The following is a 23,808-nucleotide window of genomic DNA, read 5'->3' on the forward strand; positions in this document are numbered from 1 at the left end:
TCCTGTCCCTACAGCTTAGGCGACAGAACCACCTGCAGGATGTGGAGGCCTATTCCTGGAACAGCCCAGCCAGGTCCTCCGCAGTGATGGCGCCGCCGGCCAGGGCGTCGCCTTCCATCACGTCGGCGAACAGCTGTGACTTCCGGGCCTTCAGCGCCATGACCTTTTCTTCGATGGTGTCCTTGGCTACAAGCCGGTAGACCATCACATTCCGCTCCTGGCCAATGCGGTGGGTGCGGTCCACCGCCTGCGCCTCGGACGCGGGGTTCCACCAGGGATCGAGCAGGAACACGTAATCGGCCTCGGTGAGGTTCAGCCCGAACCCGCCGGCTTTCAGCGAGATCAGGAACACGGGGGCAGCGCCGTTTTTGAATTCACTGACCACGTCGGCGCGGTTGCGGGTACCGCCGTCGAGGTAGCAGTACTCGATCTTTTCCTCGTCAAGCCGTTCCCGGACCTTTCCAAGAAACCCCGTGAACTGGCTGAAGATCAAGGCACGGTGGCCCTCCGCCACCAGGTCATCAAGCTGTTCGAACAGCACATCGAGCTTGCTGGACCGGACCGACGCCATCGCCGGGTCCACGAGAGAGGCATCCAGGCTGAGCTGCCGCAGCAGGGTGAGCGACTGGAAGATGGTGAAGCGGTTCTTGTTGACGTCCTCGATCAGCCCCAGGATCTTTTGCCGTTCCCGCTGCAGGTGCGTCTGGTATACCTTTTGGTGGCGGGGGTTCAGCACCACTTCCAGGATCTGCTCCTGCTTCGGCGGCAGGTCCTTGATGACCTGGTCCTTGGTGCGGCGCATCATCAGCGGACGGACCCGGCGGCGGAGCTTGTCCAGCTGCCCCTTGTCACCGTTCTTCTCCACAGGCTTCTGGTAGTACTCGGCAAAGCGTTTGGGACTTGAAAACAGTCCCGGCGCGACGATGGAGGTGAGCGCCCAGAATTCCATGAGGTTGTTCTCCAGCGGCGTTCCCGTGATGGCCAACTTGAAAGCCGCCGGCAGCTTGCGGGCGCACTGGTACGCCTTGGACTGGTGGTTCTTCACAAACTGGGCCTCGTCCAGGACCAAGCCGGCCCACTCCCGGGAAGCGTAGGCCTCGTAATCGATCCGGAACAAGGCGTACGACGTGATGACGATGTCCACTCCGGCAAGCGAGTCCGCCGGCAGCTGGCTGCTCTTGGCGAAGGTCTCACTGACGGCCTGAACCTTCAGGCCAGGAGCAAAGCGCGCCGCCTCCAGGGCCCAGTTGCCCACGACGCTGGTGGGGGCCACCACCAAAAAGGGAGCCCCGGCGTCGGACGGGGGGCCTGAAGCGCCGGAGGCTGCAGCATCGGGTGCAGGTTCCTTTGCGGCCGCGGCAGCCAGTTCCTTGGCCGCGCACATCAGTGCGAGGGCCTGGACGGTCTTGCCGAGTCCCATGTCATCGGCGAGGATGCCGCCCAGGCTGTGTCGGTAGAGGAATGTGAGCCAGTTGAAGCCCTCCAGCTGGTAGGGACGCAGTTCTGCATTCAAGGTGGCGGGGAGCGGCAGGCCGTCCACGCCGCCCTCGAGCAGACCGCCAACAGCTGAACGCCAGGCCGCTGCCTGCTCGTCCACGATCCCCAGCTGGGCCAGCTCGTCCCACAGGCCGGCCTGGAAGCGGCTGATCTGCAGCGGCGCGTCCTTGTTGTCCTGCAGGGAGCGGGCCTCCTCGATCAGTGCCCGCAACTGATGCAGTTCGGGCAGATCCAGCGAGAAGTAAGCGCCACTGGGCAGCAGCATCTTGGTCTGCCCCGCGGCGAGCGCGGAGAACACCGCGGCGAAGGAAACCGGCTGGCCCTCGAGGGAGATCTGGATGCCGAGGTCGAACCAGTCGCGCTGTTCGGTGGCTTTGGTGGAAATGGAAACCACCGGCGCTTCCTCGGCCTCGCGGTAGTCCGCGATGTCGCCCACCGTGTCAACATCCACATCGGGGGCCTGGCGAAGCCGGGGCAGTACCTCCTCGGTGAACGCCAGCGTGTCCAGGCCCTTCAGCTCCACGGACGCCGCGAGCCGGGGGGTGCCCCAGCCGCCGGTGGCCGATTCTCCGAGCGCCGGGACCACGTCCCAGGGCTGGCCGATTCCTTCGAGGATCCGGGCTTCGGCGGTGTCGTCGCGGTAGCCGTGGTCGCCGGGGTGTCGCCACAGCGGTTGGGCCGTGACCAGGTTTCCCGTCTTGTAGTGCCATTCCCAGTGCAGCCGCACTTTGTGGTCGGCGCCGTAGTTTGCCAGCAGGGAGAGCGTGGGGACGGCAAGGGTGGGGAGCTCAACGGACTCGTCCCGCGCAGTGACACGGGCGGTTTGCTTCAGTTTCGGGTAGAAACCGGTGAGGAAGCGCGACTCGTCTTTGGCGGGAATGTGGAGCGTGCTGCCGGCAGTGACGAACGCCAGCAGCTCCTCGCTCAACCCGCTTTCCAGCGGCGCCAGGGTGATGACACCGTCCGGGTCCGGAACTCCCGGCAAGGCTGCCTCTCCGGACGTGACAAAAATTCCGTGCGCGGGGCGGCCGATGGTGCCTATTGACGCCGGATCGACCTCGACCCCCTCAACGGTGACGGTGGGCGCGAGCTCCAGGCCACCGTCGGACGCCTGAGCGGCGACGGCAGAGCCGGCTGAGCCCCCGCCGGCAGCTGAAGGCTCAGCGGCGGGGGACCCGTAGCGGCTGAGGTTCAGGCCGACGGCGGCGGAGGACTCCGCGAGCCGCACCGGTTCGGTGCCGCGGGAGTGGACCAGCGCCAGGCCAATCTTCCTGGCGTCGGCCAGCAGGCTCCAGAGGTTTTTCCCGGAGTAGGTGTTCAGGCCCAGCCAAAGCCCTGATGAGTTCTGCATGCGGCCGGCGGAGGCGGAGTGCGCGGCCAGGAACTCCTGCATCCATTCCACGTGCGATTCGTTGCATTCGCGGCGGAAGTTCAGGTAGCTCAGGGTGTTCCATGAGACGTCACCGCGGATCCACTTTCCCTTGGCACCCATGATCACCGGGCGGGCTTTGAGCTGGCGGACGCTGCGCAGGGGATCCCGGCGGCCGGTGTAGGAAAAGTGCGGTGCGGGCTCTTCGATCTCGAACTGCAGCGCCAGGGGAACGCCGTTGCTTGAGGGCCCGGCGCCGGGCCGGGAGATCAGTGGGCTGAGGGCCTGTTCCCAGTCAGAAACGGCACTGGACGGTTCGCGCGAAACCTGCGTGGCGGTGGCCGGCGAAAGCAGCTGCAGGCGGGTGGCAGGGTTGTCCTCCGCCGCGAAGAGCAGCGCGGCCACGTGCTTGCAGTCCTTCCGGACCGGGCAGCTGCACACACCCACGGTGCAGCTCCAGCCGCCACCCTTGCGGACCAGCTTTGCGGTGGTTGAATACGGCAGGTCAGCACCGCCGCGGACCTTGCCCAGCATGAGCCCGGTGGCAGCGTCGAACGAAATGCCGGAGACGCGGCTTCCCATGGCATAGGCCAGCCCGGCCGCCAGGGAGCGGTCGTTGATGGCAGGGGTCTGTATTGCCAGTGCCGCACTCTCGTCCGGTTGGGATGGCATGGTGCGCGCTACTTTCAACAGGCCACGGCGGGGCCGGGGCCGGTGGTTGGTTATCTGATCCATCTTAGTTCGCCCGCGGGGGAGGGCGTGCCGCGCCTTTTGAAGGCCGGGGAAGGGGGGCCCGCAAACTTCGCCGGACGTTCACTTCGCCCTCAACGCCGCTGGTGCGTGCCGCACATAGCGTGGAAAGCGTTTGAGCACCATCCGCGTACAGCAGTGAGGATTGCCATGATTACCAGCCAGCAGCCTGTCGTTTTGACCAGCAGCAGCATTGGATCCAGCGATGAGGACGTCGTGGAGGCCAATGTCAGTGTTGTGGATGCCATGCACTCTGCCCTGCTCCCCGCTGACGAGATGAATCGCGTCGCCGTCCGCAGCTACTACGTGGACTTTTATCTCACCGAGGTACTGGAGGGTGGCTTCGCGCAGTACGTGTCCAACGCCGACGACAGGGTTGAGGCAGACAAGCTGATCCGCGAAGGCATGGCGGGAATGGGAGCGACCGCGCACCTGGACCTTTTCAACCGGTTCATTGAGGCCTTCGACGGACTGTCCGAAGAAGACGAAGAGTGCTACCTCGACGGCGGCCAGGAGGACTCGCGGGAAACGCCCGACGGCGTCCTCCGGATGGAGGAACTCGACGGTGAGTTTGAGGAGCTGCTGGAGAGGGAGAACATCACCGCACTGAACGCCGCCTGGCTGCACGGCCAGCCCGAACTCCTGGTGCTGGACGACGAGGAAGTCGGCGCGTACATCGAGCAGCTCGCTGCCCGGATTCCGGCTTCGAGCGGGCGCCAGGCACAGGCCGACGCCCAGGAGCTATCTGACTGGCGGGTGTGACAACGCTCCCGGGTCAGCCGTTCTGCTCCAAAGCCAGCGTGAGAATTTCCAGCAGTTCGTCGTCCACCTGCTCGGCTGAGGTGAGGCGTACGCGGCGGGTGAAAGGGTCATTCGCCCGTGTCCTCACGGTTTCGATCCGTCCTTCGGCAGCGGCATCGAGCCGCAGGGTTACGTCCACCGCGGTGTTGGTTGTGCGGGTGACCTGGGCGAACTTCCGCCGCGGGCTGTGGAGGGACACGTAGCCTTTCCGCATCTGGATCTCCACGCCCTCAGTCGCGGACGCCCACGCCAGGATGGCATCCGCGACGGGCCGCAGATGCGGGTGGTTGGCGTACTGCCCGTCGATCAGCTCATCGGCGTCCCGCAGCATAAATTCCGGGTAGCCGAACATCTCCCAGGACACCGCGTACTGCGCGTACCCCGTCACCCCGAAGCCGTCGCGCATCCAGGTGCGGAGCTCGCTGTCGTCCCGGATGCCGGCGGCGCGTGCCTTCTCAACCCAGAGCGCAGTGTCTTCGCCGGTCTTCCTTAGAAGGAGGGCTTTATTGTTGTCCACCATCGATTGCCAGGTGTTGGGCTTTTTATGGGATTCCGGGGTGGCAGGCATGGATCGATCGTAGCGCCGCGGAAAAAGATTCCGGACACCCGTAACTTTTCCGCCCTCCTCCGCGGTTCAGGGGGTCCGCCCGACGGATCGATGACAACGTGTTGTCGGCGCACCGGCCCCAGAGCTCGTGCCCGCCCCTTCCTTCACTCGTCGTCGGGCGGCCCGGCCGCGGAAGGTGCCCCCGCACGCCGGCGGACACCCCCGCACGCCAGCGGACTTCCCCGGGCAAGCCCGGGGAAGTCCCCGCCTCATTAACCTTGCCCGGCACCCAGCTTCCCGTCCCCATGGGTCATCTACTTCGCAGCCGTCTTGATCATTTCGCCGGTCGGATCAGCCAGGTACCAGACGCCGTTGACGCCCTGGCCGAGGATGTCGCCGGCCTTGGTGTCCTTGGCGAAGTAGTACAGCGGCAGCCCGTTCAAGGTCACCTGCCGGGCACCTTCCGGCGTGGTGATGGTACCTACCGTTCCGGTTACCCCCTCGACCGTGGGCTCGTCCGAGGTGGTGAGGAGCGGCGGCCACGCGGCCAGGCATTCCGCCGTGCAGGCACTGGTTCCGGAGTCCTTTCCATCCTTGGTGAAGAAGTAGAGACTCATCCCCTTGGCATCCACCACGATCTCGCCAAGGCTGGAAGAAGCGGTCATGAGGTCGACGCCGGCACTCGCCGTTGTAGAAGGCGTTGCGGACGGCGGGGAGACCGAGGCGGCGGGTGCGGTTGCGGAGGCGAGGGGCGATCCTGCCGTGACAGCCGGACTGCTGGCGGCAGGAGTTGTGCCGGTTCCGCCGGCGCAGCCCGCCAGGGCCGCCGTCAAGGCCAGGACGAAGAGGCCTGTCCCCAGATGCTTTTTCATGGGTCTGCTCCTTGGCTGGTGCCCGGCGTCGGACCACCGGACGCTAACGGGAACGACGCCTCCGGGTGAAGAATGGTTCAAATGAACCACATTCCGGTTGCGGACGTCGTATCAGCCGGAAGCAGCGCGTGAGCGGGCAGTGCTGCTGGCGGGACGGGAGGTCCTGGGAATGCCGCTGGACGAGGACGTTGTGGAAGCCATCTATCGTGAACACGGCCCGGCCCTCCGCCGCTTTGTGCTGAGCGCCTCCCGGGACCCGCAACTTGCCGAAGACGTGGTCCAGGAAACGGTGCTCCGGGTGTGGCAGCACGCGCCGGAAGTCACCGGCAGCCTCCGCAGTTATCTTTTCCGGACGGCCAGGAACATCATGATCGACAACTACCGCCGGGCGCAGCGCCGCCCAACCGAGACACTGGATGACGGCCTCGCCGATTCGGCGGCAACCGAGGAACGCGTGGATGAGCTGCTGAACCGGGTACTGATCGAGGAAGCGCTGCTCCGGCTCAGCCCGGAACACCGCGACGTTCTGGTGGCGTTGCACTACCGCAGGTTCACCGTGAATGAGGCAGCAGTCCAGCTGAACGTCCCGAGCGGAACGATAAAGTCCCGCGCCTACTATGCTGTGCGGGCGTTGCGGACCATCCTGGACGAGATGGGGGTGGAACGGTGAACGCCCCGGACCAGCACCAGTTGCTGGGCGCCTACCTGCTGGGCGGACTGGGCGCCGAGGACGTGCAGGGCTTTGAATCCCATCTGCAGGGATGTGCGAAATGCCGGGACGAGCTTGCCCGCCTCGACAAAGTGCCTGCCTTGCTGGACGCCCTTCCTGTCCCGCAGGCCGTAGCGCTAACCGTCGTCCCGGCCGGATCAGGTGCGCCGCCCGCCCCTGCAACCCGTGCCCCGGTGCACCTCCTCTCCGATCTGGCACGCCGCCGTCGTAAGGCACGACGGCGGGGGGCAGCTCTGGCAGGGACGGTCGCCGCAGCCTGCCTCGCCGTGGGGCTGGCGGTGGGTCCGCTTCTGAACCGGCCCGCGCCGCCGGATGCCACATATTCCGTCCAGTCAGGAGGCGGCCTTCAGTTCAGCATTGATATGGCCCGCAAAACGTGGGGGACCGAGCTGGCCGTGAATGGCAGCAGCCTCCCCTCCGACGGCACGCTGTCCCTGTGGGTACGTGACCGCGCAGGCGGCGAGGACCGGGCGTGCGCCTGGACGGCCACGCCAAGCGGCAGGGTCAGGGTTACGGGAGCCACGCCCATCCAGCTGACCAGCATTTCAAGCGTGGAACTGCGGGACGGCATGCAGCATGCCGTCGCAGTAATTACTGTGCCTTAGAGGCTCCCGGGTGCCTGCGCGGCGGGCCAAAGCCCCCTACGAGGACAGAGGCATCTGCGGGGAGCTGCCAATTTATCGGGTCAATTTCCCCAGGCGGGCCCGGACGATCATGAAGGCGCCGTAGCAGACCAGCCCCGCCCCAACCGCTGCCAGGAGATATATTCCAAACGGCTGGTCACGGAGCGCCCGGAGCCCGCCGTCCAACCCGGTGGACTCCTCAGGATGCGCCTGAAGGGTGGCTATGGCGATGAGCAGCCCGGTCAGCAGCAGCACGACCCCCTTAGCCACATACCCCGTGACACCCAGGACGGTGACGGCCGTTCTGGTGCTGGAGGAGGCAGGCATCACCAGATGCTTTTCGAAAGACTTCCGCAGGCCCCGGATGCCGTAAACGACGCCGGTAACGGCAATGCCGATGCCCAGCAGGACCAGCAGCGCCACGCCACCCGGAGCTTTCATCATCGAAGCAGTGAAATCGCTGGCTGCCTGCTGGTTGTCCCCGCCGGAACCGGTTCCCCTCGCAAAGGACATCAGCGTGAGGGCAAGACCTGCGAACACCAGTGCCTGTGCAGCAGCCTTGGCCTTTTTCCCAACCTTCTGTTTTGTGGGCAGCCGGTTGTAATCGAAGACGGCATCGCTGGTCTGCCACAACGCGAGGGCCGCGCACGCGGCGAAGCTGGCCCATAACAGGAAAGGCCCGGCCGGCTGGCCGGCAAGCTCTGCCACTGCGCCGCTGAAATCAGCGTTGCCTGTACCGCCCATGGACAGCCGGATCGCGATGGCCCCCACCAGCAGATGCAGGATGCCGCTCGCCGCAAATCCCGCCCTTGCCAGCAGCTCAAAGGTGCGGGAGTTGGTGACGTTCTCCGCTGCATCAGCCGCTTGTCGCAGTTCTCTTTTGATGGCTGTTCCCTCTACGCACGCGCTAATGCGCTGATTTAGCGTGCCAACCCGCACAAGGGCAATCGTGCCATGCCGGGGTGGCCGGGACCAGTGGTCCGGCACGGCCACGCATCGCACAACCGCCGGCCGCCGGGGCTGGCAGGACGAATGGAGGGGTTGCGGAGTTACCGGCGGCGGTAGCAGAGATCGAAAATGAGCCGCCCGGCTTCGTGGGCCTTGCCCTCGAAGCTCGTCCGGATCCTGCCCTCGAACCGCGGCGCCCAGCCACCTGTCTCGTCCACGCCCTCGTTGGGGCCGGTGTGTTCTGTACTGACGGGGGCACGGCCTTCACGGACCGGGGCTCCGCCCACCACTGACTCGACCCCGGACTGCCATACCTGGGTCAGCGGGCTCTCCGGCCCGCGGCGCTCGCCGGTGTGCAGGTTCTCGAAGTCCTTTGAACCGGCCAGGACATCACGGACGTGGACGGCGTAGTTGGACCAGTCCGTGGCAATCCGCCAAAGTCCGCCCTTTTTCAGCGCACGGGCGGCAAGGTCCGCGAACTCGGGCTGGATAAGGCGCCGCTTGTGGTGCCGGGACTTGTGCCAGGGGTCCGGGAAGAAGACCCACAGTTCACTGACGGATCCTTCGGGAAGCATGCTGGCCAGCACCTCCGGTGCGTTGGCCTCCACCACCCGGACATTGCTCAACCCACGGCTGTTGATCTTGATGATGGTGTTGGCAAGGCCGGGGGTGTAAACCTCCACCGCCAGGAAATCGGAGTCCGGATTCTGCTCTGCGGCATGGCAGATGGCATCACCCAGGCCGGAGCCGATCTCCACGATGAGGGGTGCCTTGCGGCCGAACTCCGCCTCGGCGTCAAAAGTGTAGTCAGGGTGGACTGAGGTGTTGGCGACGTGCCGGGGGACGTCAACAGCCCACCGTTCGGCGTGCTCTTCCCATGCGGCCTGCCGGCGGCCCTGCAGCCGGGTTCCGCGGCGGACAAAGCTGACCGGCCGGCCACCATAGGTGCCGAAAGACGCCTGCGTGCCGGGGGTCACCGGCCTCGGGACGTGCTCCGGCTGCGGGGATTCTGGGGATTCGCTCATCCCTTCCAGAATACCGGCGGGGCGGTGGCCTATTGGCCGGGGGTGTCACCTCGAACTCCTCCGCCAGTCCTCCTGCAAGAATGGGCACGTGACGGAAGCGACAGATGCTGCGGCGAAGAAGCAGCAGCCCGGCAGCCCGGCGGGAAAGCCCCAGCCCGGCAACCTGGTGGACACGGAAATTGATGAGCTGCCGGCACCGGAACCAACCCGGGCAGGAAGCCGAAGGGAACTCATCTACCTGGCCCTGTGCCTTGTGTTGATCGGCCTCAATCTGCGCACCGTCTTCTCGAGTTTTTCCGCAGTGCTTCCCGAGGTCACCTCACAAGCTGCCCTTCCGGGATGGGCGGTGGTGGTGCTGACCACTGTCCCGGTGACGCTGTTGGGTCTCTTTGCGCCCCTGGCCCCGGTCCTCGCCCGCCGCTTCGGTCCGGAACGGGTCCTCCTTGGCGCCATGGCCGTACTCACCGCAGGGCTGTTGCTCCGCCCCGCCGAACTCTCCTTGCCGGCCGCGGGTGCGGCGCCGGGACCAGGACACCTGCCGGCACTGCTGGCAGGAACAGCGGCCTGCGGCGCTGCCATCGCACTGTGCAACGTGCTCCTGCCCGGGGTGGTCAAACGCGACTTCCCCCACCGGCTGGGCCTGATGGGTGGTCTGTACACCACTGCCATCTGTGCCTCGGCCGCGCTGGGGGCTGGCTTCACCTACCCGCTGTACCAGGCGACGGGGGAGTGGACCATGGCGCTGTGGTTTTGGGCGCTCACCGCCGCCGTCGTCCTTGTCCTGTTCCTGCCAGTGGCGGTGCGGCAGCACTCCGTCCGCCACCAGGCGGTGAGAGAGGGGGTGAACGTCTGGCGTTCGGCGGTCGCCTGGCAGGTCACGATTTTCATGGTGCTCCAGGCCATGATGTCCTTCAGCGTGTTCGCCTGGCTCTCGCCCATCCTGCGGGAAAGGGGCGTGGACGGAGCGACAGCCGGGCTGGTCGTGTCCATGTGCATCGTGCTGCAGATGCTTGGTTCCCTCTTCGCGCCGGCGCTGGCTGCGAGGTTCCCGGACCAGCGAGGCATCAACACGGTGGTGGCGCTGATGACCGGCAGCGGTTTCGCATTGAGCATTTTCGGGCCGCTCGAGCTGATTTGGATATGGGCAGGACTTTTGGGCCTTGGCCAAGGCAGCCTCACCGCGGTGGCGCTGACCATGATCATGCTGCGCACCAGGGACGGACACACGGCGGCGCACCTGTCTGGAATGATGCAGGGCGTGGGCTACGGCCTGGGCTCCACTGGAACCCTGATGGTGGGCCAATTGCACCATGCCACGGGATCATTCACCGCCGCCGGAATCCTCTTTCTGGCCGTCGGATCGCTGGCGGCGGTTTTCGGCTACCGGGCTGGACGAAACCGATATGTCGGGGACCAGACCAGGTAGCAGAGGGCCGCAAACCGACACCCGCCGCTATGCTGTGGAGCACGTCCAATACAACCGATGGGCAGAAGCGTGCGCCACACAACCCTTGCAGCCAGCGACCCCCACGCCGGCATTCTGCAGCGGCCGTACCTGTGGGTGACCATCGGTGCCTGCGCGCTTGTGTTCCTCGCCGCGTTCGAGTCGCTCGCAGTGACCACCATCATGCCGGTGGTGAGCCGGGAACTGAACGGCGGCGGCCTCTACGCCCTGGCCTTCGCGGGGCCGCTCGCAACCGGCGTTATCGGCATGGTTGCTGCTGGAAACTGGTCCGACCGCCGTGGCCCCACCGTCCCCCTGTACACCTCAGTGGCTTTGTTCGTGGTTGGCCTGCTGATCGCGGGCACTGCGGAATCCATGCCGGTGCTCGTGGCCGGCCGGTTGGTGCAGGGCCTGGGCGGCGGCGCGTTGACCGTGGCGCTGTACGTCCTGGTGGCCCGAATTTATCCCGCGCTGCTGCACCCTGGAATTTTCGCTGCCTTCTCCGCGGCCTGGGTGATTCCGTCCCTGGTGGGCCCGTTTGCCGCCGGGATTGTTGCGCAGGTGTTCAGCTGGCACTGGGTGTTCCTGGGCGTGGTGTTACTGGTCCTACCGGCGCTCGTGATGATTGCGCCGGTGCTGCGGAACGTGCCGTCCTCCAGGGAACAGGACGCCAAAGAACGATCCGAAGCACAGCAACCATCCACTCCACGGGCCCTGAACAGGCTTGTCTGGGCAATCCTCGCGGCGCTGGCGGTGCTGGGACTCAATCTGTCGCGGGATGTCCGCCTCCCCGGCATGCCCGCAGCACCGGCGCTCCTGGCGGTCGCCGCCGTCGTTATTGCGCTGGTGGCCGCGCGGCCGCTGGTGCCGCAGGGGACGCTCATTGCCCGCCGCGGCCTGCCAAGCGTGATCCTGGTCCGCGGGCTCGCTTCGGCTGCTTTCTTCGGCGCCGAGGTCTATTTGCCGTACCTGCTGGTTGAGCAGTACCGCTTCCCGCCCACCTTGGCCGGCCTCACCCTCACCTGTGGAGCGCTGGCTTGGGCAGGCGCGTCGGCAGTCCAGGGCCGGCTCGGGGCGCGGCTGCCCCATCGCCGCGCCGTCCGCATCGGCGCTTTCATGGTTCTTGGTGCTGTGGTCCTCGCGCTGGCCACCACCGCCCTGCACTGGCCGGCCGCTCTCGCCATCTCGGGGTGGGTCTTTGCCGGCGGCGGTATGGGCCTGCTCTATCCGCGGCTAAGCGTCATGACACTCGCGCTTTCCAGCAAGGAGAACGAGGGTTTCAACAGCTCCGCGATGTCCATCTCAGACTCCCTGGGCGGTGCGCTCGCGCTGGCGACCACAGGCATCGTGTTCGCAGCATTTACGACCACGACGGAGTCCTTCGCGGGGGTCTTCGCACTTGCCGCGTTGGTAGCGGCAGCCGCGGCGGGGGTTTCTCCACGGGTAACCAACAAGAGCCAGGGCGGAGCTTGACCTCAGGGCACGCGGCTGGCGCGAACCACTACATCGGCGATGGTGGCGTGCTGCCCGTCCGGTCCGGTCACCGGACGCTCGCGGCTGGTCTGCACTTCCAGCTGCCACTCGGGGCCATCCAGCTCCAGTTCCTTGACCACCTGCTCTGCGGTGTAGAACATCCCATGCGTTGTGTGGGCGCCGCCCCACGGGGGAAGCCGGTCCGGATGGTGGCCCACCACCAGCAAGGTGCCGCCTGGTTTAACCGCCGCTGCGGCATTTTTTAAGGGACCCTGCCAGGCGAGCTCCTGGGAGTGGAGGAACTGTGAGGTCACCAGGTCGTACGATTCGTCGGGCTGCCATTCCTCGAGGTCGGCCTGCTGCCAATGGATGCGGCTGGCGATGGCGCCCTCGGCAGCGTGCACGCTTTCGCGCGCCAGGGCGGCTTTCTCGTGTCCGTGTGCCCGGTCCAGGGCGACGGCGGAAACATCGACGGCGGTGACAGTCCAGCCGTGCTGGGCCAGCCAGATCGCATCAGCGCCTTCGCCGCAGCCGAGGTCCAGCGCGTGTCCCGGCCGAAGCCCGCCGGCCTCCCGGACCAGTTGCGGGTTCGGCTTGCCGCTCCAGATCTGGGGCTTGCTCCGGTACCGCTCGTCCCACAGGGCGGCAGCGTCCCTGATGCCCTGGCCTTCACTGTCCCCAGAAAGGCCTGGCCCGGCGTCGTGCATTGCCCGGTGGGATTCGGGGGAGTGCGCTTCATGCTGGTGGGAGGCGTGTTCAGTCATGCCTCCACCCTGCCCCGCACTGCCAGGGTTGGCAACGGGTGGTCCGGGGAAGGGGAGTGGGCGCGGGATGCTAGACTGGTGGAACTTGATGTGCAGTGATGCCCTTGTCTCCCTTCATTAAGGGACTGGGCTTTTTTCATGTGAGAGGCACATCCTGCGTCGATGAACGCGTTCCATTTGGTCCCGGCCGCCGCTTTGCATAAGCGGCAGCAGGCTGGTTGATCACCTGAATTTTCTTCGGCGAACCCCCGTTGCCAACCGGCGTCGGGGGCCGATATCCGCACGGATACCGCCTGAAAGACCTTTGACTTTGACTACTTTTGCTGCCCTCGGCACGCCCAAAGCCCTCGCCGACACCCTCACCGCCCAGGGAATTACCGAGCCGTTCCCCATCCAGGTGAAGACCCTCCCTGACACCCTGGCCGGACGCGACGTCCTGGGCCGCGGCCGTACCGGCTCCGGCAAGACCATCGCATTCGCGATCCCGCTTGTTGCACGGCTCGCTGAGCGGGAGGCCAAGCACTTCCGCAAGCCCGGCCGCCCCATGGGCCTGGTCCTTGCCCCCACCCGCGAGCTGGCCACCCAGATCAATGCCACCATCGAGCCGCTGGCCAAGGCTGCCGGCTTGAACACCACCGTCATCTACGGCGGCATCTCCCAGGCCCGCCAGGAAAAGGCCCTCCGTGCCGGCGTCGACATCGTCATCGCCTGCCCAGGCCGCCTGGAGGACCTGATCCGCCAGCGCATCCTCACCCTCGAAGCTGTGGAAATCACCGTCCTGGACGAGGCCGACCACATGGCCGACCTCGGCTTCCTGCCGGTGGTCAAGAAGCTCATGGACATGACCCCGGGCCAGGGCCAGCGCCTGCTCTTCTCCGCCACCCTGGACAACGGCGTGGACAAGATCGTCCAGCGCTACCTGTCCAACCCGCTGACCCACTCCGTGGACGATCCGCAGGCAGCGGTCACCACCATGGAGCACCACGTCCTGGTGGTCAACGACCAGACCGTCAAGAAGCAGCTGATCGTGGAGCTCGCCTCCGGTGCCGGCCGCCGCGTCCTGTTCATGCGGACCAAACACCACGCCCGGAAGCTGGCCAAGACCCTGACCGACGCCGGGATCCCCGCCGTGGACCTGCACGGCAACCTTTCGCAGAACGCCCGTGACCGCAACCTCGCCGAGTTCTCCTCCGGCGACGTGCGCGTCCTGGTGGCCACCGACGTCGCAGCTCGCGGCGTACACGTGGACGACGTCGAACTGGTCATCCACGTAGACCCGCCCACCGAGCACAAGGCGTACCTGCACCGCTCAGGCCGCACCGCCCGTGCCGGTTCCGACGGCACAGTGGTCACGCTGACCCTCCCCGAACAGCAGACCGACGTGAAGAAGCTCATGAAGGCCGCAGGCGTCGAGGTCAACTTCGAGCGCGTCACCGCCAACTCGCCGCTGGTTGCTCAACTGGTGGGCGAAATGGCCGACAAGATCGATCCGCGCACCCGTGCTGCCTTGCTGGCCAAGAAAGCCGCGCAGCAGGGCGGCGGTACCTCCACCGGTGCCAACGCCGAGCGTAAGCGCGCCCGACGCCAGGCTGCACCCACCGCCGGTGGACGTGGCGGCCGCGGTGGACGCGGCCGGGTTTCCGCCGAGCCCACCCGTACCGACGTACCGCGTGCCGAGCGCCGCGCGGCAGCTTTCGAAGGCCGCACCGAAGCCCGTGCAGCGTTCGACCGCGTCAGCGAGCAGAACGAGGACCGCGCCATCGCCGCAGCGGCTGCCCGCCGCAACGCACGTGGCCGCGGCATCGCGTCCACGCACAGCAACGACGTCCCCGCGGCAGGTGGCCGTGCATCGGCTGGCCGCGGTTCGGACGGACGCACTGATTCACGTGTAACCCGCAGCGACGCTCCCCGTGGCGGGACCGGCCGTCCGGCTTCCTCAGGCCGCCCGGCCACCTCGGGCGGACAGCGCAGCGGACGTCCGGCAACCGGCCAGCGCGCCGCAGCCGGCGCAGGTGCCCGGACCGGCGGACAGCGCTCCGCAGGTGCCGGTGCAGCTGCTGCCGGTGGCAACAAGGCTGTCTGGTCGTCCAACACCGGGGGAACCTCCGGCGGATCCTACTCCGCCGGCAACGGCGGCGGTACCGGCCGTCCCGCGCGCAGCGGTCCCCGCCGCGCTTCGGCTCCGGCCTCCAACGAGCGCCGCGGCCGCTAAGAGTATTTTCGGTGGTTGAGCCCGTCAAATTTGGATGGGCTCAACCACTGCTTCAATGCGGTTGTGTCACCAGCCGCGGGCGCGCCACTCCTCAAGGTGCGGCCGCTCGGCGCCCAGGGTTGTGGGTTTGCCATGGCCAGGGTGTACGACGGCGGAGTCCGGGTAGGCCCCGAACAGACGCCCGCCCACATCGGTGATCAGCTGATTGAACCGGTCCGGATCCTTCTGGGTGTTGCCCACTCCGCCGGGGAACAGTGAGTCGCCGGAGAAGATATGCGCGGGGCCTTCCGGGTCCTCATACACCAACGCTATTGAGCCCGGAGTGTGTCCGCGCAGGTGGACTGCTGTCAGCTCAAAGCCGTCCACAGCCACCGTGTCCCCGTGCTGGAGGCGCCGGTCGACCGCGACAGGCAACGCGTCGGCGTCGTCCGCTCCAGCGGCAGTGGGCGCACCGGTTGCCTCAACCAGCTCCTTCAGCGCCCGCACGTGGTCCCAGTGCTGGTGAGTGGTGGCAATCAGGGCGAGCCGGGGCTCACCCGCCGTGTCCGCGGAGGAGTCCTGCAGCAGCTGCTGGATGGCAGCAGGATCATCCGCGGCGTCGATCAGCACCTGTTCGCCGCTGGTTTTGGCCGTCAGCAGGTACACATTGTTGTCCATCTCGCTGACCGGGATCCGGCGGATGGTCAGGGCCGGCAGGTCGTACAGAAGTGAGTCCATAGGCTTCAGTCTAGGGACGCCCTTTTGTGGCCGGGCTACTCGCGGCCCTGGGATACCCAATTGGGATCGGCGGAGCGGGACCCCACGACGGCGTCCGATGCTTCGCCAAGTGCATCCAGTTGCGCGGAAGTCAGTACCAGGGCCAGTGCGCCCAGGTTTTCGTTGATCCGGTGCCTTTTGCGGGTGCCGGGGATGGGGACCACTGGAAGTCCCAGCCGTTTGCCTTGGGCGAGCAGCCATGCCAGGGCCACCTGGGCGGGCGTCGCATCAATCTCGTCCGCCACGGACCGGACGGTGTCCACTACAGCCTCGTTCGCACTGGCGGCGTCCGGGGCGAAGCGGGGGATCCGGCGTCGGAAGTCATTGTCCCCCAGGTTCGAGGCGTCAACGGTGCCGGTGAGGAATCCCCGGCCCAGCGGCGAGTACGGCACAAAACCCACCCCGAGGGCGGCGGCGGCAGGAACAACGTTGCGTTCCACGTCGCGGCTCCAGATGGACCATTCGCTCTGGACGGCAGCAATCGGGTGGACGGCGGAGGCTTCCTCAAGCTCCTGGGCCGTCACTTCCGAGAGCCCCAGGTGCTTGACCTTGCCCTGCTGCACAAGCTCCGCCATGGCCTCCACGGTTTCCACAATCGGAACGCGGAGGTCACGGCGGTGCATGTAGTAGAGGTCGATGACGTCCGTGCCCAGCCGTTGCAGGCTGCGGTCCACGGCCTGCCGGATATGGGCGGCGTCGCCGCGGATGTCTGTGTACCCGTCCGCCGGCGAGCCCACCAGGCCGAACTTGGTGGCGAGCTGGACCTCGTCCCGCCGCTTCTTCAGCAGTTGCGCGATCAGTTCTTCGTTGCTGCCCCCGCCGTAGATATTCGCCGTGTCAACGAAGCTGACGCCGGAGTCGACGGCGTGGTGCAGCGTCCGGAGCGCGTCGGCCGGATCAACATCGCCATAGACCGGTGTGAGCGCCATTCCGCCGAAGCCGAGCGGGCTGACCCGAAGGCCATCGCCGAGGTGAACGGTGGGTCCAGTCATGGTCGTGCTCCCATCATCGAAGTTATCCAAGCCAAGAACCCCGTCCGGGGTGGCTGTATTCCGTTAGTGCCAGGGGATGAGCCGGTCCGCTGCCGGGCGGGTCGCCTGGATCAGCACCGCGTTGGCCTCGTCAGGCCCCGTTGCCCAGGCTTCCGCCGCGACAGGTTCCATGCCAAAGGACACGTGCCGTTCCACCAGGCGGCTCAACCGCAGCGCGTGAGGCGTGTCCACGAACCAGACCTCGTCCAGCTGCGCCCTGATGTCTTTCCAGGGCTCCTGCTCCACCAGCAGGTAGTTGCCTTCAGTGATCACCAGCGGCACTTCCGCCGGGACCACGATGGAGGCTGCCACGGGTTCATCCAGGGTGCGCCGGAACTCCGGGGCGTAAACGACTGGCTCATCCCGGCGCACCAGGCGGCGCAGCAGCGACAGGTAACCGCCGGCGTCGAACGTGTCGATGGCTCCCTTGCGCTGCCGCAGCGGCGTCCCCTCGATGATGGCGTTCCCCAGGTGGAAGCCATCCATGGGCACCACGGCTGCCTGCCCGGGGTCGAACTGCTGCTGGATCCAGGCAGCGAAGGTGGACTTTCCGGAACCCGGCGCCCCCGCGACGCCCAGCAGCACCCGCCGGCCGCCGTGCAGTCTTTCGCGCAGGGCAGCCAGGGCCTCAGTAATCTCTGGGGAGTCCATGGCAAAAGCCTAACGGCGCCAGGAACATCAGGGACTGGTGGAAGCCGAAGCGGAGGCGACGGCCTCGGACCCGGACCCAGGGGAGCCGGTGTCGCCGGGCAGCGCCTTGAGCCCGGCCGCACAGGCGACGATCCCGGCAATGAAGACCACCTTGAGCACGCTGAAGGGTTCCGCGCCGGTGGCCATCGCCCAGCCAACAGTCAACGCTGCCCCGATCCCCACCCACACGGCGTAGGCGGTCCCGAGGGGAATGCTGCGGATGGCCATGCCCAAACCCAGCATGCTCAGGGTTGCTGTCACCGCGAAAACCAGGGTTGGCGCCGGCTTTGTGAAACCGTCCGACAAGCCAAGGGCTGTGGCCCAGACCGCTTCGAGGACGGCCGAGGCCAGCAGTACCAGCCAGGGAATCGAACGCCGGAGCATCACGCCACCACCTTCAGGCCCACCACGCACACAGCGATGCCGGACAGAAGGAGCAGGCGTGCCGCCGTCGGGCGTTCCACTTTGGTGATGATGGCATATGCGGAGGTGAGCACTACGCCCACTCCCACCCAGACGGCGTAGGCGGTGCCGGTGGGGATGGTTTGCATGGCGATGGCCAGGCCGCCGGTGCTCGCTGCCACGGAGGCCAGGAACAACAAAGCGGGGGCGACGCGGCGCCGGCCCGACGCTTGAAAAGCGCGGTGCAGGGCGGCCGCCCACACGGCTTCAAGGGCACCGGAAAGAATGAGGATTAACCACGGCATGACAGATCCTTTGGCCAGTCTTGTCGCTTGCCGGGTACTGAACCGTCGTCCGGAGGCCCGTCTGCAGGGCCTACCTTTCCAGCGTAGCAACGCCGGGCGCCGGGCGCCCAACGATGGTGCCCAACCTCACCAGCTGCATCCAAGCAGGCAGCGCCACGTGCCGCTCCGGGGTTCCACAACGGCACGCGGCGCTGGCCGCCCGGGCGGGCGGACCAAAGGCTAGAGGGCGCCGCCGGCAGCTTCGGGGGCCGCGGAGTCCCGGCCGCCATCACCGATGGTTTCCCGGGCAATGAAGTTTTCGATGTCGAACAGGTTGTCCGCGCGCTCAGCGATGTTCAGCAGCGTGGTCATGGAAGCGACTTCCTCCACCTGCTCCTTCAAGAACCAGAGCATGAACTGCTCGCCAAGGGCGTCGTTCTCGCCGCGCGCAGCCCGGAACAGGTCCTCGATATTGCGGGTGACTTCCTTTTCCTGCTGCAGGGCCAGGGCCAACGGCTCAGTCACGGAGGCGAAGTCGTTGCGGACCGCCGGAACGCCCGGGATGGTGAAGGTGATGTCCCGGTCCAGCATGTACTGCACCATCATCATGGCGTGGTTGCGCTCCTCCACGGACTGGCGGTAGAAGTACCTGGCCAGCTGCGGGAGGTCCTGGTTGGCGAACCAGGTGGCCACGGCAATGTACTGCTGCGATGCCGTGAATTCGTTGCCGATCTGCGTGGACAGGAGTGCATTGAACGTTGAAGTGGTCATAGCCCGAGTCTAGGGACGGCCGCGGGCGCCCACCAGTGTGGAAAGGCTCTGCTACGCAAGGCCAGGCTGTCCTATGCCCCTTCGGGCTCTTCCTCGACCGGGTCAATGGATACAACGGCCAGGAAGCCGCGGCCAAGGACGTCAGGGGTGCCGACGTCGGAGCCCACCACGGCGTCATACCGTGCCAAGGCCTCGGGTTCCTCCGTCTCCACACCGGCTGTAGCCTGCCCCTGAAGCAGGATTCCCAGCTGTCCTGCAAAGAGGGGTTTCGCGCGCTTCTTGGAGAGCTCAATGATGGACGTAAAACCCTTGAAGCTGCCGGTCCTTGTGATGACGTTGAGGTTCCGGATGTCGCCCGTGGGCAGCTTGGCGGAAGTAGCCGCGCCGCCCGGGAAGCGGAACGCCCGGAACTTCTCGAGCGGGTGTTCGGCGCCGTCCACCGAGAGCAACAGCAGTTCGCCGTCAATCACCGTCAGCACCCGTTCCATGCCGGGGAACGGGGAGAAGTCGCTGGCCTTGCTGACGTCCGCAATGCTGACCCGCCAGTCCCAGGATCCGTCCTGCGTTGAAGCCGCCGCGGGGTGGCTGGCGAGCTGGCGCGTCACCCCAGCGCCGTTGCGCCATGGTTGGGGCTTGAGGTCTGCAAAGCGGATGATCTCCATCTGCCCAGCCTAATTGGCCCGCGTCCACTCCGGGCCCCGGCCTCCTGCTACTCTCCTCCGGGGGGATAACACCGAAACAGCCTCAAGGAGCCGGGAATGTTTGTGAAAGTGTGTGGTCTCAGTACGCCCGAATCCGTCCGTGAAGCGGTGAACGCCGGGGCGGATGCGGTCGGTTTCGTCCTCACCGCCAGCCCGCGCGTCGTTTCGCCCTCCCAGGTGTCCTCGTTGCTGGCGGAGGTCCCTGCGGACGTCTCGCCCATCGGCGTATTCCGCCACGAGCCGGTAGCTGATGCCGTGGCAATCGCCCGCGCTGCCGGCCTGGAGTGGATCCAGCTGCACGGCCCGCGCTCCCGGCAGGACGTCGCAACAGTCCACGACGCCGGCATGAAGCTGATCCGGGCAATCACCATGGGTGCCACTGCAGAGGAATTCGAAGACTGGGGAGAGGACATTCTGCTGATCGACGCCGCTGTGCCTGGCTCGGGCGAGGCCTGGGACTACGCCTCAGTGGCCGCCCTGCCTGTGCTTCAGGGCCGGCACTGGCTCCTCGCCGGCGGGCTGGACCCGGCCAACGTGGGTGCTGCCTCCACGGCTGCCCATGCCTGGGGCGTGGACGTGTCGTCCGGCGTGGAGGCGTCCCGGGGCGTCAAAGACCTCGCCAAGGTGCGCGCCTTCGTGCAGGCAGTGAAGGGCGCCTCCCCGGTCCGGCACTGATTCCGGGGGCAGTCAGGGAAGGCCCCCATCCCTTTCTGTCGCACCCCAAGGGCACAATGGATGCATGAAGACACTGCTCAACATCATCTGGCTGGTTTTCGGGGGATTCTGGCTCGCGCTGGGCTACTTCGTGGCGGGGGTTATTTGCTGCCTGCTGATCGTCACCATCCCGTGGGGCATCGCCTCGTTCAGGATTGCCGAATACACGCTGTGGCCGTTCGGCCGGACGGTGGTGGACAAGCCCGGCGGCTCAGGAGTCTTTTCGCTGCTGGGCAACGTGATCTGGCTTTTGGTGGCGGGCATCTGGATCGCCATCGGCCACGTGGTCACCGCCTTTGCCATGGCAGTGACTATCATCGGCATCCCGCTGGCCATTGCCAACCTGAAGCTCATCCCGGTATCCCTGATGCCGCTGGGAAAGCAGATCGTACCTACCAGCGCACCATTCGTAGCCGCCTACCGGTAAGAGTCAGCGCGGGCTGAAGGCCCCGTCCGCCAGGATGGCCACCGCGCTGCTGCCGTCCAGTTCCGCGGCGATATCGACGTCCCCGGCGTAGCCCGCACCGGCCAGCTCGAGGCCGCTGGAACAACCGTGCAGCATCCCGCGGAGCCTCGGCTCCGCGGCTTCGAAGACCGCCATCGCCGCCACGGCCTCCGGCGAGTAGCCATGCCTGCCGTCCTCCGCCTCGTAGCCGCCCTTGCCCGCAGCTACCAATCCGGCGATGAATGCGCCTGCCCCGATCTGGTCCTCCACTGCGGGGCGCAGCGTGCCGTCCGGCCACCGCTCACCGGCAGCAATCACCGCGACCACCGCCTCCTCGGCGAGGTTGGCAGCTACCCAGTCGGCTGTTGCCGCGGCATTGCGCAGGGACACGGCTGCTACCAGCGGGACCTCGCGCGCCAGCCCGTGGCAGAGCGCCGAACCGTTCGGGGACGGCAGCACCACCCGGTCCAGCGACGCTGCAGCGCGGAGGCTGGCGGGGGAGAGGCTGAGCCCGCCCCCGTTGCGGGGCCCGGCCAGTTGGGCCCCGTGGCGCGCGGCAAAGCCCTCAGCGCCCGTGTCCTTCCAGGGGAAAGGAAAAACCACGCCGCCCCGGTCGAGGACCACGCTGACGCAGGTGCCGAAAGACAACACGTCCACCACCACGGCGAGGTCCGCCCCGGACGTTACGGTCCTGGCACCGTCCAGCCCCCACTCCATCCGCACGATGTAGGGCAGTTGCCGATGGGCTGCGCTCGCTGCAAAGGTGCGGGCAGCGTTTGAGGGACCTGCGTTCACGCCAGTTCACCTCTTAAATTCCGGTGCGCGGCGTCCAGCCAAAGCTCCCGGGCCCGGCCGCTGTGGAACAGCGGGTCAAGTTCCAGCAGGTGGCGTACGACGGCCGCGCGTCCGGCTGCGAAGTCGGCGTCACCGATGTGGGCATAATCCTGGCGGACGTCCGCAACATACCTGGCGTACTCGTCAGGTTCGCCCCCGAGAACCGAAAGGTCGGCGTCGCAGAGGAGGGCGCCGTCGTCGTCCCCGTATTCCGGGCGGTGGCCAGACGTCAGCCGCACCAACCGGGCCACCTCAGCCACGTCCGCTTCGTCAAGGCCGGCAGCAGGGAGCCGGTCCTCCGCGAGGCGTGCTGATGCCTCCTCGTCCTGGCCGGCCGCACCCCGGTAGACGGCGTCGTGGAACCAGGCGGCCAGCAGCACGGTCCGGGGAGGGTCGGCCGGATCGGCCAACAGGTCGAGGGCTTCCAGGACTGAGAGCAGGTGGGTGCAGCCGTGGTACCGGCGGTGGGGCTCGCTCCACCGGTCCAGAAGGTCGAGGAAGAGCGCGTCGTGGCCGGGCATGATGGCGTCCCAGCGGTTGAACAGCGGAACCTTGAGTGACTTGTTCCGCTGCCGGGCAGGGATCCGCAGCCCGCTTGCAATCAGTTTGCGGACCAGGACCCGGGCCTCCACCGGAACCGCTCCTGCGGCCACCAGGTCATCGAAGCGGCGCTCGGCAACGTCGTAGTGGTCGGCGTCGAAGGCGCGCTCCGGAATCCCGGCCGCGGCGGCGAATTGATGCAGTTCCGCCAGCGACGAGTCCGAGACCAGGTGCGAGAAGTGCGTCCCGTGGGCAGGCCAGAGGGGCGGGTCGATGTAGATGGCCATGCAGGAAGTCTAGTGGGACCTGCCGGGGGGAACCGGGTGCCGGCAGCGGGCCGGTAATTCCGAAGCTGCGGCAGTTTTATGAGACTGTTTTCCGCAAATGAGCCCTAAACTGCCGTTATGACGATTATCCGCGTTGCTGAGGCTGCCCGCTTCTTGGGTGTCAGTGACGATACCGTGCGCCGCTGGCTGGACAACGGCTCCCTTACCCCCGTGAAGGACGACGGCGGCCGGATCGCCGTGGACGGGCTGGAATTGGCCCGGCATGCGCAGAAGTTGGCTCAACTGCCGGACGATCCGCACCGCACAGGCAGTTCGGCGCGGAACCGGTTTGTGGGGCTGGTCACCGGCATCACAGCGGACAAAGTGATGGCCCAGGTTGAGTTGCAGTGCGGGCCGTTCCGGGTGGTATCACTGATGAGCAGCGAAGCTGTCAGCGATCTGGGGTTGGAGCTCGGTTCCGTGGCCACCGCCGTGGTCAAAGCCACCACGGTCATCATCGAGACGCCGCAGGGCAAGGGCCTGTGACGGGCCAGAAGGGAATGGCCCTGCTGCTCGCGGTCCTGATGACGGCTGCGCTGGCAGCCTGCGGTGGCAGCGGCCAGGCCGCCGGCAGCGGCGGGTCACTGACGATCTTTGCCGCCGCCTCCCTCAAGGCCAGCTTCACGAAGCTGGCCCGGACGTTCGAAGCCAGGCGCCCCGGCACAACCGTCAGCCTCAGCTTCGCCGGCTCCGCGGACCTTGCCACGCAGATCAGCCAGGGCGCACCGGCTGACGTCTTCGCTTCCGCCGACACCAGGAACATGGAAAAGCTGCAGGAGGCCGGGCTGGTGGACGGCGGTCCCAGGGTCTTCGCCACCAACACGCTCGCCATCGCAGTCCCGCCGGGAAACCCGGCCGGCATCAGCTCCTTCACGGATCTTGCGGAACCGGGTACGCGGCTGGTCCAGTGTGCACGGCAGGTGCCATGCGGTGCCGCCGTTGCCGCCATCGAACAGCGGACTGGTGCCGAGCTCAACCCGGTCAGTGAGGAAAACTCCGTGACGGATGTGCTGGGCAAAGTCATCTCCGGGGAAGCCGACGCGGGGTTGGTCTACGTCACCGATGTCCGGTCCGCGGCAGGAAAGGTGGATGCTGTTCCCTTCCCGGAAGCCGCCACCACCGTCAACAGCTACCCGGCCGCCGTGCTGGCCAACAGCCGGAACAGCGCAGACGCCCGGGCCTTCCTCGAACTGCTGGCCAGCCCCGAAGGCCAACAAGTCCTGGCATCCGCCGGCTTCGGCAGTGGTCAACAGTGAGCA

The 23,808-nt window shown here is 66.7% G+C and carries 25 protein-coding genes and 1 riboswitch; of the genes, 10 read left to right on the forward strand and 15 right to left on the reverse strand.

All coding sequences use genetic code 11. From position 1 onward, the window contains the following. Positions 1 to 49: 49 nt before the first annotated feature. Positions 50 to 3,538, reverse strand: coding sequence for a DEAD/DEAH box helicase (locus tag AC5RVN_RS09750; RefSeq protein WP_494137787.1), 3,489 nt, complete (start codon positions 3,536 to 3,538; stop codon positions 50 to 52). A 228-nt stretch (positions 3,539 to 3,766) separates the two neighbouring features. Here AC5RVN_RS09750 and AC5RVN_RS09755 point away from each other — a divergent pair, with 228 nt between their 5' ends. After that, complete coding sequence (locus AC5RVN_RS09755) at positions 3,767 to 4,378, forward strand: DMP19 family protein (RefSeq protein WP_494137788.1); 612 nt, start codon at positions 3,767 to 3,769, stop codon at positions 4,376 to 4,378. A 13-nt stretch (positions 4,379 to 4,391) separates the two neighbouring features. Here AC5RVN_RS09755 and AC5RVN_RS09760 read toward each other — a convergent pair whose 3' ends face one another. Together AC5RVN_RS09760 and AC5RVN_RS09765 are read right to left on the reverse strand one after the other, a co-directional pair. Beyond that, a complete protein-coding gene (locus tag AC5RVN_RS09760; protein WP_494137789.1) occupies positions 4,392 to 4,985 on the reverse strand; it encodes a DUF5655 domain-containing protein in 594 nt (197 codons plus the stop codon). 293 nt (positions 4,986 to 5,278) lie between these two features. Continuing rightward, positions 5,279 to 5,836, reverse strand: coding sequence for a COG4315 family predicted lipoprotein (locus AC5RVN_RS09765; protein WP_494137790.1), 558 nt, complete (start codon positions 5,834 to 5,836; stop codon positions 5,279 to 5,281). Between the two features lie 169 nt (positions 5,837 to 6,005). On the opposite strand from AC5RVN_RS09765, the gene AC5RVN_RS09770 reads away from it, so the two are divergent. Both AC5RVN_RS09770 and AC5RVN_RS09775 read left to right on the forward strand, forming a co-directional pair. Next, complete coding sequence (locus tag AC5RVN_RS09770; RefSeq protein ID WP_494137918.1) at positions 6,006 to 6,506, forward strand: sigma-70 family RNA polymerase sigma factor; 501 nt, start codon at positions 6,006 to 6,008, stop codon at positions 6,504 to 6,506. After that, the gene (locus AC5RVN_RS09775) at positions 6,503 to 7,171 is read left to right on the forward strand and encodes a zf-HC2 domain-containing protein (protein ID WP_494137791.1); all 669 of its coding nucleotides are present in this window, start codon (positions 6,503 to 6,505) and stop codon (positions 7,169 to 7,171) included. The genes AC5RVN_RS09770 and AC5RVN_RS09775 overlap by 4 nt, the downstream gene beginning before the upstream one ends. Positions 7,172 to 7,243: 72 nt before the next feature. Here AC5RVN_RS09775 and AC5RVN_RS09780 read toward each other — a convergent pair whose 3' ends face one another. Both AC5RVN_RS09780 and trmB read right to left on the reverse strand, forming a co-directional pair. Next, the gene (locus AC5RVN_RS09780) at positions 7,244 to 8,062 is read right to left on the reverse strand and encodes a DUF1206 domain-containing protein (RefSeq protein ID WP_494137919.1); all 819 of its coding nucleotides are present in this window, start codon (positions 8,060 to 8,062) and stop codon (positions 7,244 to 7,246) included. Between the two features lie 176 nt (positions 8,063 to 8,238). Next, positions 8,239 to 9,162: a tRNA (guanosine(46)-N7)-methyltransferase TrmB gene (trmB, locus tag AC5RVN_RS09785; protein ID WP_494042040.1), complete on the reverse strand. Its 924-nt coding sequence runs from the start codon at positions 9,160 to 9,162 to the stop codon at positions 8,239 to 8,241. 88 nt (positions 9,163 to 9,250) lie between these two features. On the opposite strand from trmB, the gene AC5RVN_RS09790 reads away from it, so the two are divergent. Next, entirely contained in the window at positions 9,251 to 10,588 is a 1,338-nt protein-coding gene (locus AC5RVN_RS09790) for an MFS transporter (protein WP_494137792.1), read from the forward strand. A gap of 57 nt (positions 10,589 to 10,645) precedes the next feature. Beyond that, a complete protein-coding gene (locus tag AC5RVN_RS09795; RefSeq protein ID WP_494137793.1) occupies positions 10,646 to 12,079 on the forward strand; it encodes an MFS transporter in 1,434 nt (477 codons plus the stop codon). Between the two features lie 2 nt (positions 12,080 to 12,081). Here AC5RVN_RS09795 and AC5RVN_RS09800 read toward each other — a convergent pair whose 3' ends face one another. Continuing rightward, positions 12,082 to 12,843: a class I SAM-dependent methyltransferase gene (locus tag AC5RVN_RS09800; protein WP_494137794.1), complete on the reverse strand. Its 762-nt coding sequence runs from the start codon at positions 12,841 to 12,843 to the stop codon at positions 12,082 to 12,084. Positions 12,844 to 13,153: 310 nt separating this feature from the next. On the opposite strand from AC5RVN_RS09800, the gene AC5RVN_RS09805 reads away from it, so the two are divergent. Beyond that, a complete protein-coding gene (locus tag AC5RVN_RS09805) occupies positions 13,154 to 15,055 on the forward strand; it encodes a DEAD/DEAH box helicase (RefSeq protein ID WP_494042044.1) in 1,902 nt (633 codons plus the stop codon). 66 nt (positions 15,056 to 15,121) lie between these two features. Here AC5RVN_RS09805 and AC5RVN_RS09810 read toward each other — a convergent pair whose 3' ends face one another. From AC5RVN_RS09810 to AC5RVN_RS09840, 7 genes are all read right to left on the reverse strand, one after another. Then, complete coding sequence (locus AC5RVN_RS09810) at positions 15,122 to 15,772, reverse strand: MBL fold metallo-hydrolase (RefSeq protein ID WP_494042045.1); 651 nt, start codon at positions 15,770 to 15,772, stop codon at positions 15,122 to 15,124. 35 nt (positions 15,773 to 15,807) lie between these two features. Next, entirely contained in the window at positions 15,808 to 16,803 is a 996-nt protein-coding gene (locus AC5RVN_RS09815; protein ID WP_494137795.1) for an aldo/keto reductase, read from the reverse strand. A 63-nt stretch (positions 16,804 to 16,866) separates the two neighbouring features. Next, the gene (locus tag AC5RVN_RS09820; RefSeq protein ID WP_494042047.1) at positions 16,867 to 17,493 is read right to left on the reverse strand and encodes a nucleoside/nucleotide kinase family protein; all 627 of its coding nucleotides are present in this window, start codon (positions 17,491 to 17,493) and stop codon (positions 16,867 to 16,869) included. Between the two features lie 27 nt (positions 17,494 to 17,520). Next, positions 17,521 to 17,916 (reverse strand): DMT family transporter, encoded by a 396-nt coding sequence (locus AC5RVN_RS09825; RefSeq protein ID WP_494137920.1) that lies wholly within the window; start codon positions 17,914 to 17,916, stop codon positions 17,521 to 17,523. Further along, positions 17,916 to 18,239 (reverse strand): DMT family transporter, encoded by a 324-nt coding sequence (locus AC5RVN_RS09830; RefSeq protein WP_494105022.1) that lies wholly within the window; start codon positions 18,237 to 18,239, stop codon positions 17,916 to 17,918. Before AC5RVN_RS09830 ends, AC5RVN_RS09825 begins: the two co-directional genes overlap by 1 nt. Before the next feature lie 9 nt (positions 18,240 to 18,248). Then, positions 18,249 to 18,314: riboswitch (guanidine-III (ykkC-III) riboswitch) on the reverse strand. A 144-nt stretch (positions 18,315 to 18,458) separates the two neighbouring features. Next, positions 18,459 to 18,989: a ferritin gene (locus tag AC5RVN_RS09835; RefSeq protein ID WP_494042049.1), complete on the reverse strand. Its 531-nt coding sequence runs from the start codon at positions 18,987 to 18,989 to the stop codon at positions 18,459 to 18,461. Between the two features lie 71 nt (positions 18,990 to 19,060). Then, positions 19,061 to 19,651 carry a HutD/Ves family protein gene (locus AC5RVN_RS09840; protein WP_494105023.1) on the reverse strand — a complete coding sequence of 197 codons (591 nt, stop codon included), beginning with the start codon at positions 19,649 to 19,651 and terminating at the stop codon, positions 19,061 to 19,063. Positions 19,652 to 19,747: 96 nt separating this feature from the next. Here AC5RVN_RS09840 and AC5RVN_RS09845 point away from each other — a divergent pair, with 96 nt between their 5' ends. Together AC5RVN_RS09845 and AC5RVN_RS09850 are read left to right on the forward strand one after the other, a co-directional pair. After that, positions 19,748 to 20,365 carry a phosphoribosylanthranilate isomerase gene (locus AC5RVN_RS09845; RefSeq protein ID WP_494105024.1) on the forward strand — a complete coding sequence of 206 codons (618 nt, stop codon included), beginning with the start codon at positions 19,748 to 19,750 and terminating at the stop codon, positions 20,363 to 20,365. A gap of 64 nt (positions 20,366 to 20,429) precedes the next feature. Next, positions 20,430 to 20,831, forward strand: coding sequence for a YccF domain-containing protein (locus AC5RVN_RS09850; protein WP_494105025.1), 402 nt, complete (start codon positions 20,430 to 20,432; stop codon positions 20,829 to 20,831). 3 nt (positions 20,832 to 20,834) lie between these two features. Here AC5RVN_RS09850 and AC5RVN_RS09855 read toward each other — a convergent pair whose 3' ends face one another. Then, positions 20,835 to 21,644: a 2-phosphosulfolactate phosphatase gene (locus AC5RVN_RS09855; RefSeq protein ID WP_494137796.1), complete on the reverse strand. Its 810-nt coding sequence runs from the start codon at positions 21,642 to 21,644 to the stop codon at positions 20,835 to 20,837. Beyond that, a complete protein-coding gene (locus AC5RVN_RS09860) occupies positions 21,641 to 22,510 on the reverse strand; it encodes a DUF4031 domain-containing protein (RefSeq protein WP_494137797.1) in 870 nt (289 codons plus the stop codon). Before AC5RVN_RS09860 ends, AC5RVN_RS09855 begins: the two co-directional genes overlap by 4 nt. A gap of 117 nt (positions 22,511 to 22,627) precedes the next feature. Between AC5RVN_RS09860 and AC5RVN_RS09865 the strand changes: the two genes are divergently transcribed. Together AC5RVN_RS09865 and modA are read left to right on the forward strand one after the other, a co-directional pair. Then, on the forward strand, positions 22,628 to 23,035 hold the full coding sequence (locus AC5RVN_RS09865; RefSeq protein ID WP_494137798.1) for a TOBE domain-containing protein: 408 nt from the start codon (positions 22,628 to 22,630) through the stop codon (positions 23,033 to 23,035). Positions 23,036 to 23,049: 14 nt separating this feature from the next. Next, a complete protein-coding gene (gene modA, locus AC5RVN_RS09870; protein ID WP_494137921.1) occupies positions 23,050 to 23,805 on the forward strand; it encodes a molybdate ABC transporter substrate-binding protein in 756 nt (251 codons plus the stop codon). The last annotated feature ends 3 nt before the right edge of the window (positions 23,806 to 23,808 follow it).

Source organism: Arthrobacter sp. sptzw32, assembly GCF_059089735.1.

Coding starts and splice junctions, on each gene's coding strand:
- AC5RVN_RS09750 (WP_494137787.1), bottom strand. CDS start 3,538: ATGCCATCCCAACCGGACGAGAGTGCGGCACTGGCAATACAGACCCCT.
- AC5RVN_RS09755 (WP_494137788.1), top strand. CDS start 3,767: ATGATTACCAGCCAGCAGCCTGTCGTTTTGACCAGCAGCAGCATTGGA.
- AC5RVN_RS09760 (WP_494137789.1), bottom strand. CDS start 4,985: ATGCCTGCCACCCCGGAATCCCATAAAAAGCCCAACACCTGGCAATCG.
- AC5RVN_RS09765 (WP_494137790.1), bottom strand. CDS start 5,836: ATGAAAAAGCATCTGGGGACAGGCCTCTTCGTCCTGGCCTTGACGGCG.
- AC5RVN_RS09770 (WP_494137918.1), top strand. CDS start 6,006: ATGCCGCTGGACGAGGACGTTGTGGAAGCCATCTATCGTGAACACGGC.
- trmB (WP_494042040.1), bottom strand. CDS start 9,162: ATGAGCGAATCCCCAGAATCCCCGCAGCCGGAGCACGTCCCGAGGCCG.
- AC5RVN_RS09795 (WP_494137793.1), top strand. CDS start 10,646: ATGGGCAGAAGCGTGCGCCACACAACCCTTGCAGCCAGCGACCCCCAC.
- AC5RVN_RS09800 (WP_494137794.1), bottom strand. CDS start 12,843: ATGACTGAACACGCCTCCCACCAGCATGAAGCGCACTCCCCCGAATCC.
- AC5RVN_RS09810 (WP_494042045.1), bottom strand. CDS start 15,772: ATGGACTCACTTCTGTACGACCTGCCGGCCCTGACCATCCGCCGGATC.
- AC5RVN_RS09815 (WP_494137795.1), bottom strand. CDS start 16,803: ATGACTGGACCCACCGTTCACCTCGGCGATGGCCTTCGGGTCAGCCCG.
- AC5RVN_RS09820 (WP_494042047.1), bottom strand. CDS start 17,493: ATGGACTCCCCAGAGATTACTGAGGCCCTGGCTGCCCTGCGCGAAAGA.
- AC5RVN_RS09825 (WP_494137920.1), bottom strand. CDS start 17,916: ATGCTCCGGCGTTCGATTCCCTGGCTGGTACTGCTGGCCTCGGCCGTC.
- AC5RVN_RS09830 (WP_494105022.1), bottom strand. CDS start 18,239: ATGCCGTGGTTAATCCTCATTCTTTCCGGTGCCCTTGAAGCCGTGTGG.
- AC5RVN_RS09835 (WP_494042049.1), bottom strand. CDS start 18,989: ATGACCACTTCAACGTTCAATGCACTCCTGTCCACGCAGATCGGCAAC.
- AC5RVN_RS09840 (WP_494105023.1), bottom strand. CDS start 19,651: ATGGAGATCATCCGCTTTGCAGACCTCAAGCCCCAACCATGGCGCAAC.
- AC5RVN_RS09845 (WP_494105024.1), top strand. CDS start 19,748: ATGTTTGTGAAAGTGTGTGGTCTCAGTACGCCCGAATCCGTCCGTGAA.
- AC5RVN_RS09850 (WP_494105025.1), top strand. CDS start 20,430: ATGAAGACACTGCTCAACATCATCTGGCTGGTTTTCGGGGGATTCTGG.
- AC5RVN_RS09860 (WP_494137797.1), bottom strand. CDS start 22,510: ATGGCCATCTACATCGACCCGCCCCTCTGGCCTGCCCACGGGACGCAC.
- AC5RVN_RS09865 (WP_494137798.1), top strand. CDS start 22,628: ATGACGATTATCCGCGTTGCTGAGGCTGCCCGCTTCTTGGGTGTCAGT.
- modA (WP_494137921.1), top strand. CDS start 23,050: ATGGCCCTGCTGCTCGCGGTCCTGATGACGGCTGCGCTGGCAGCCTGC.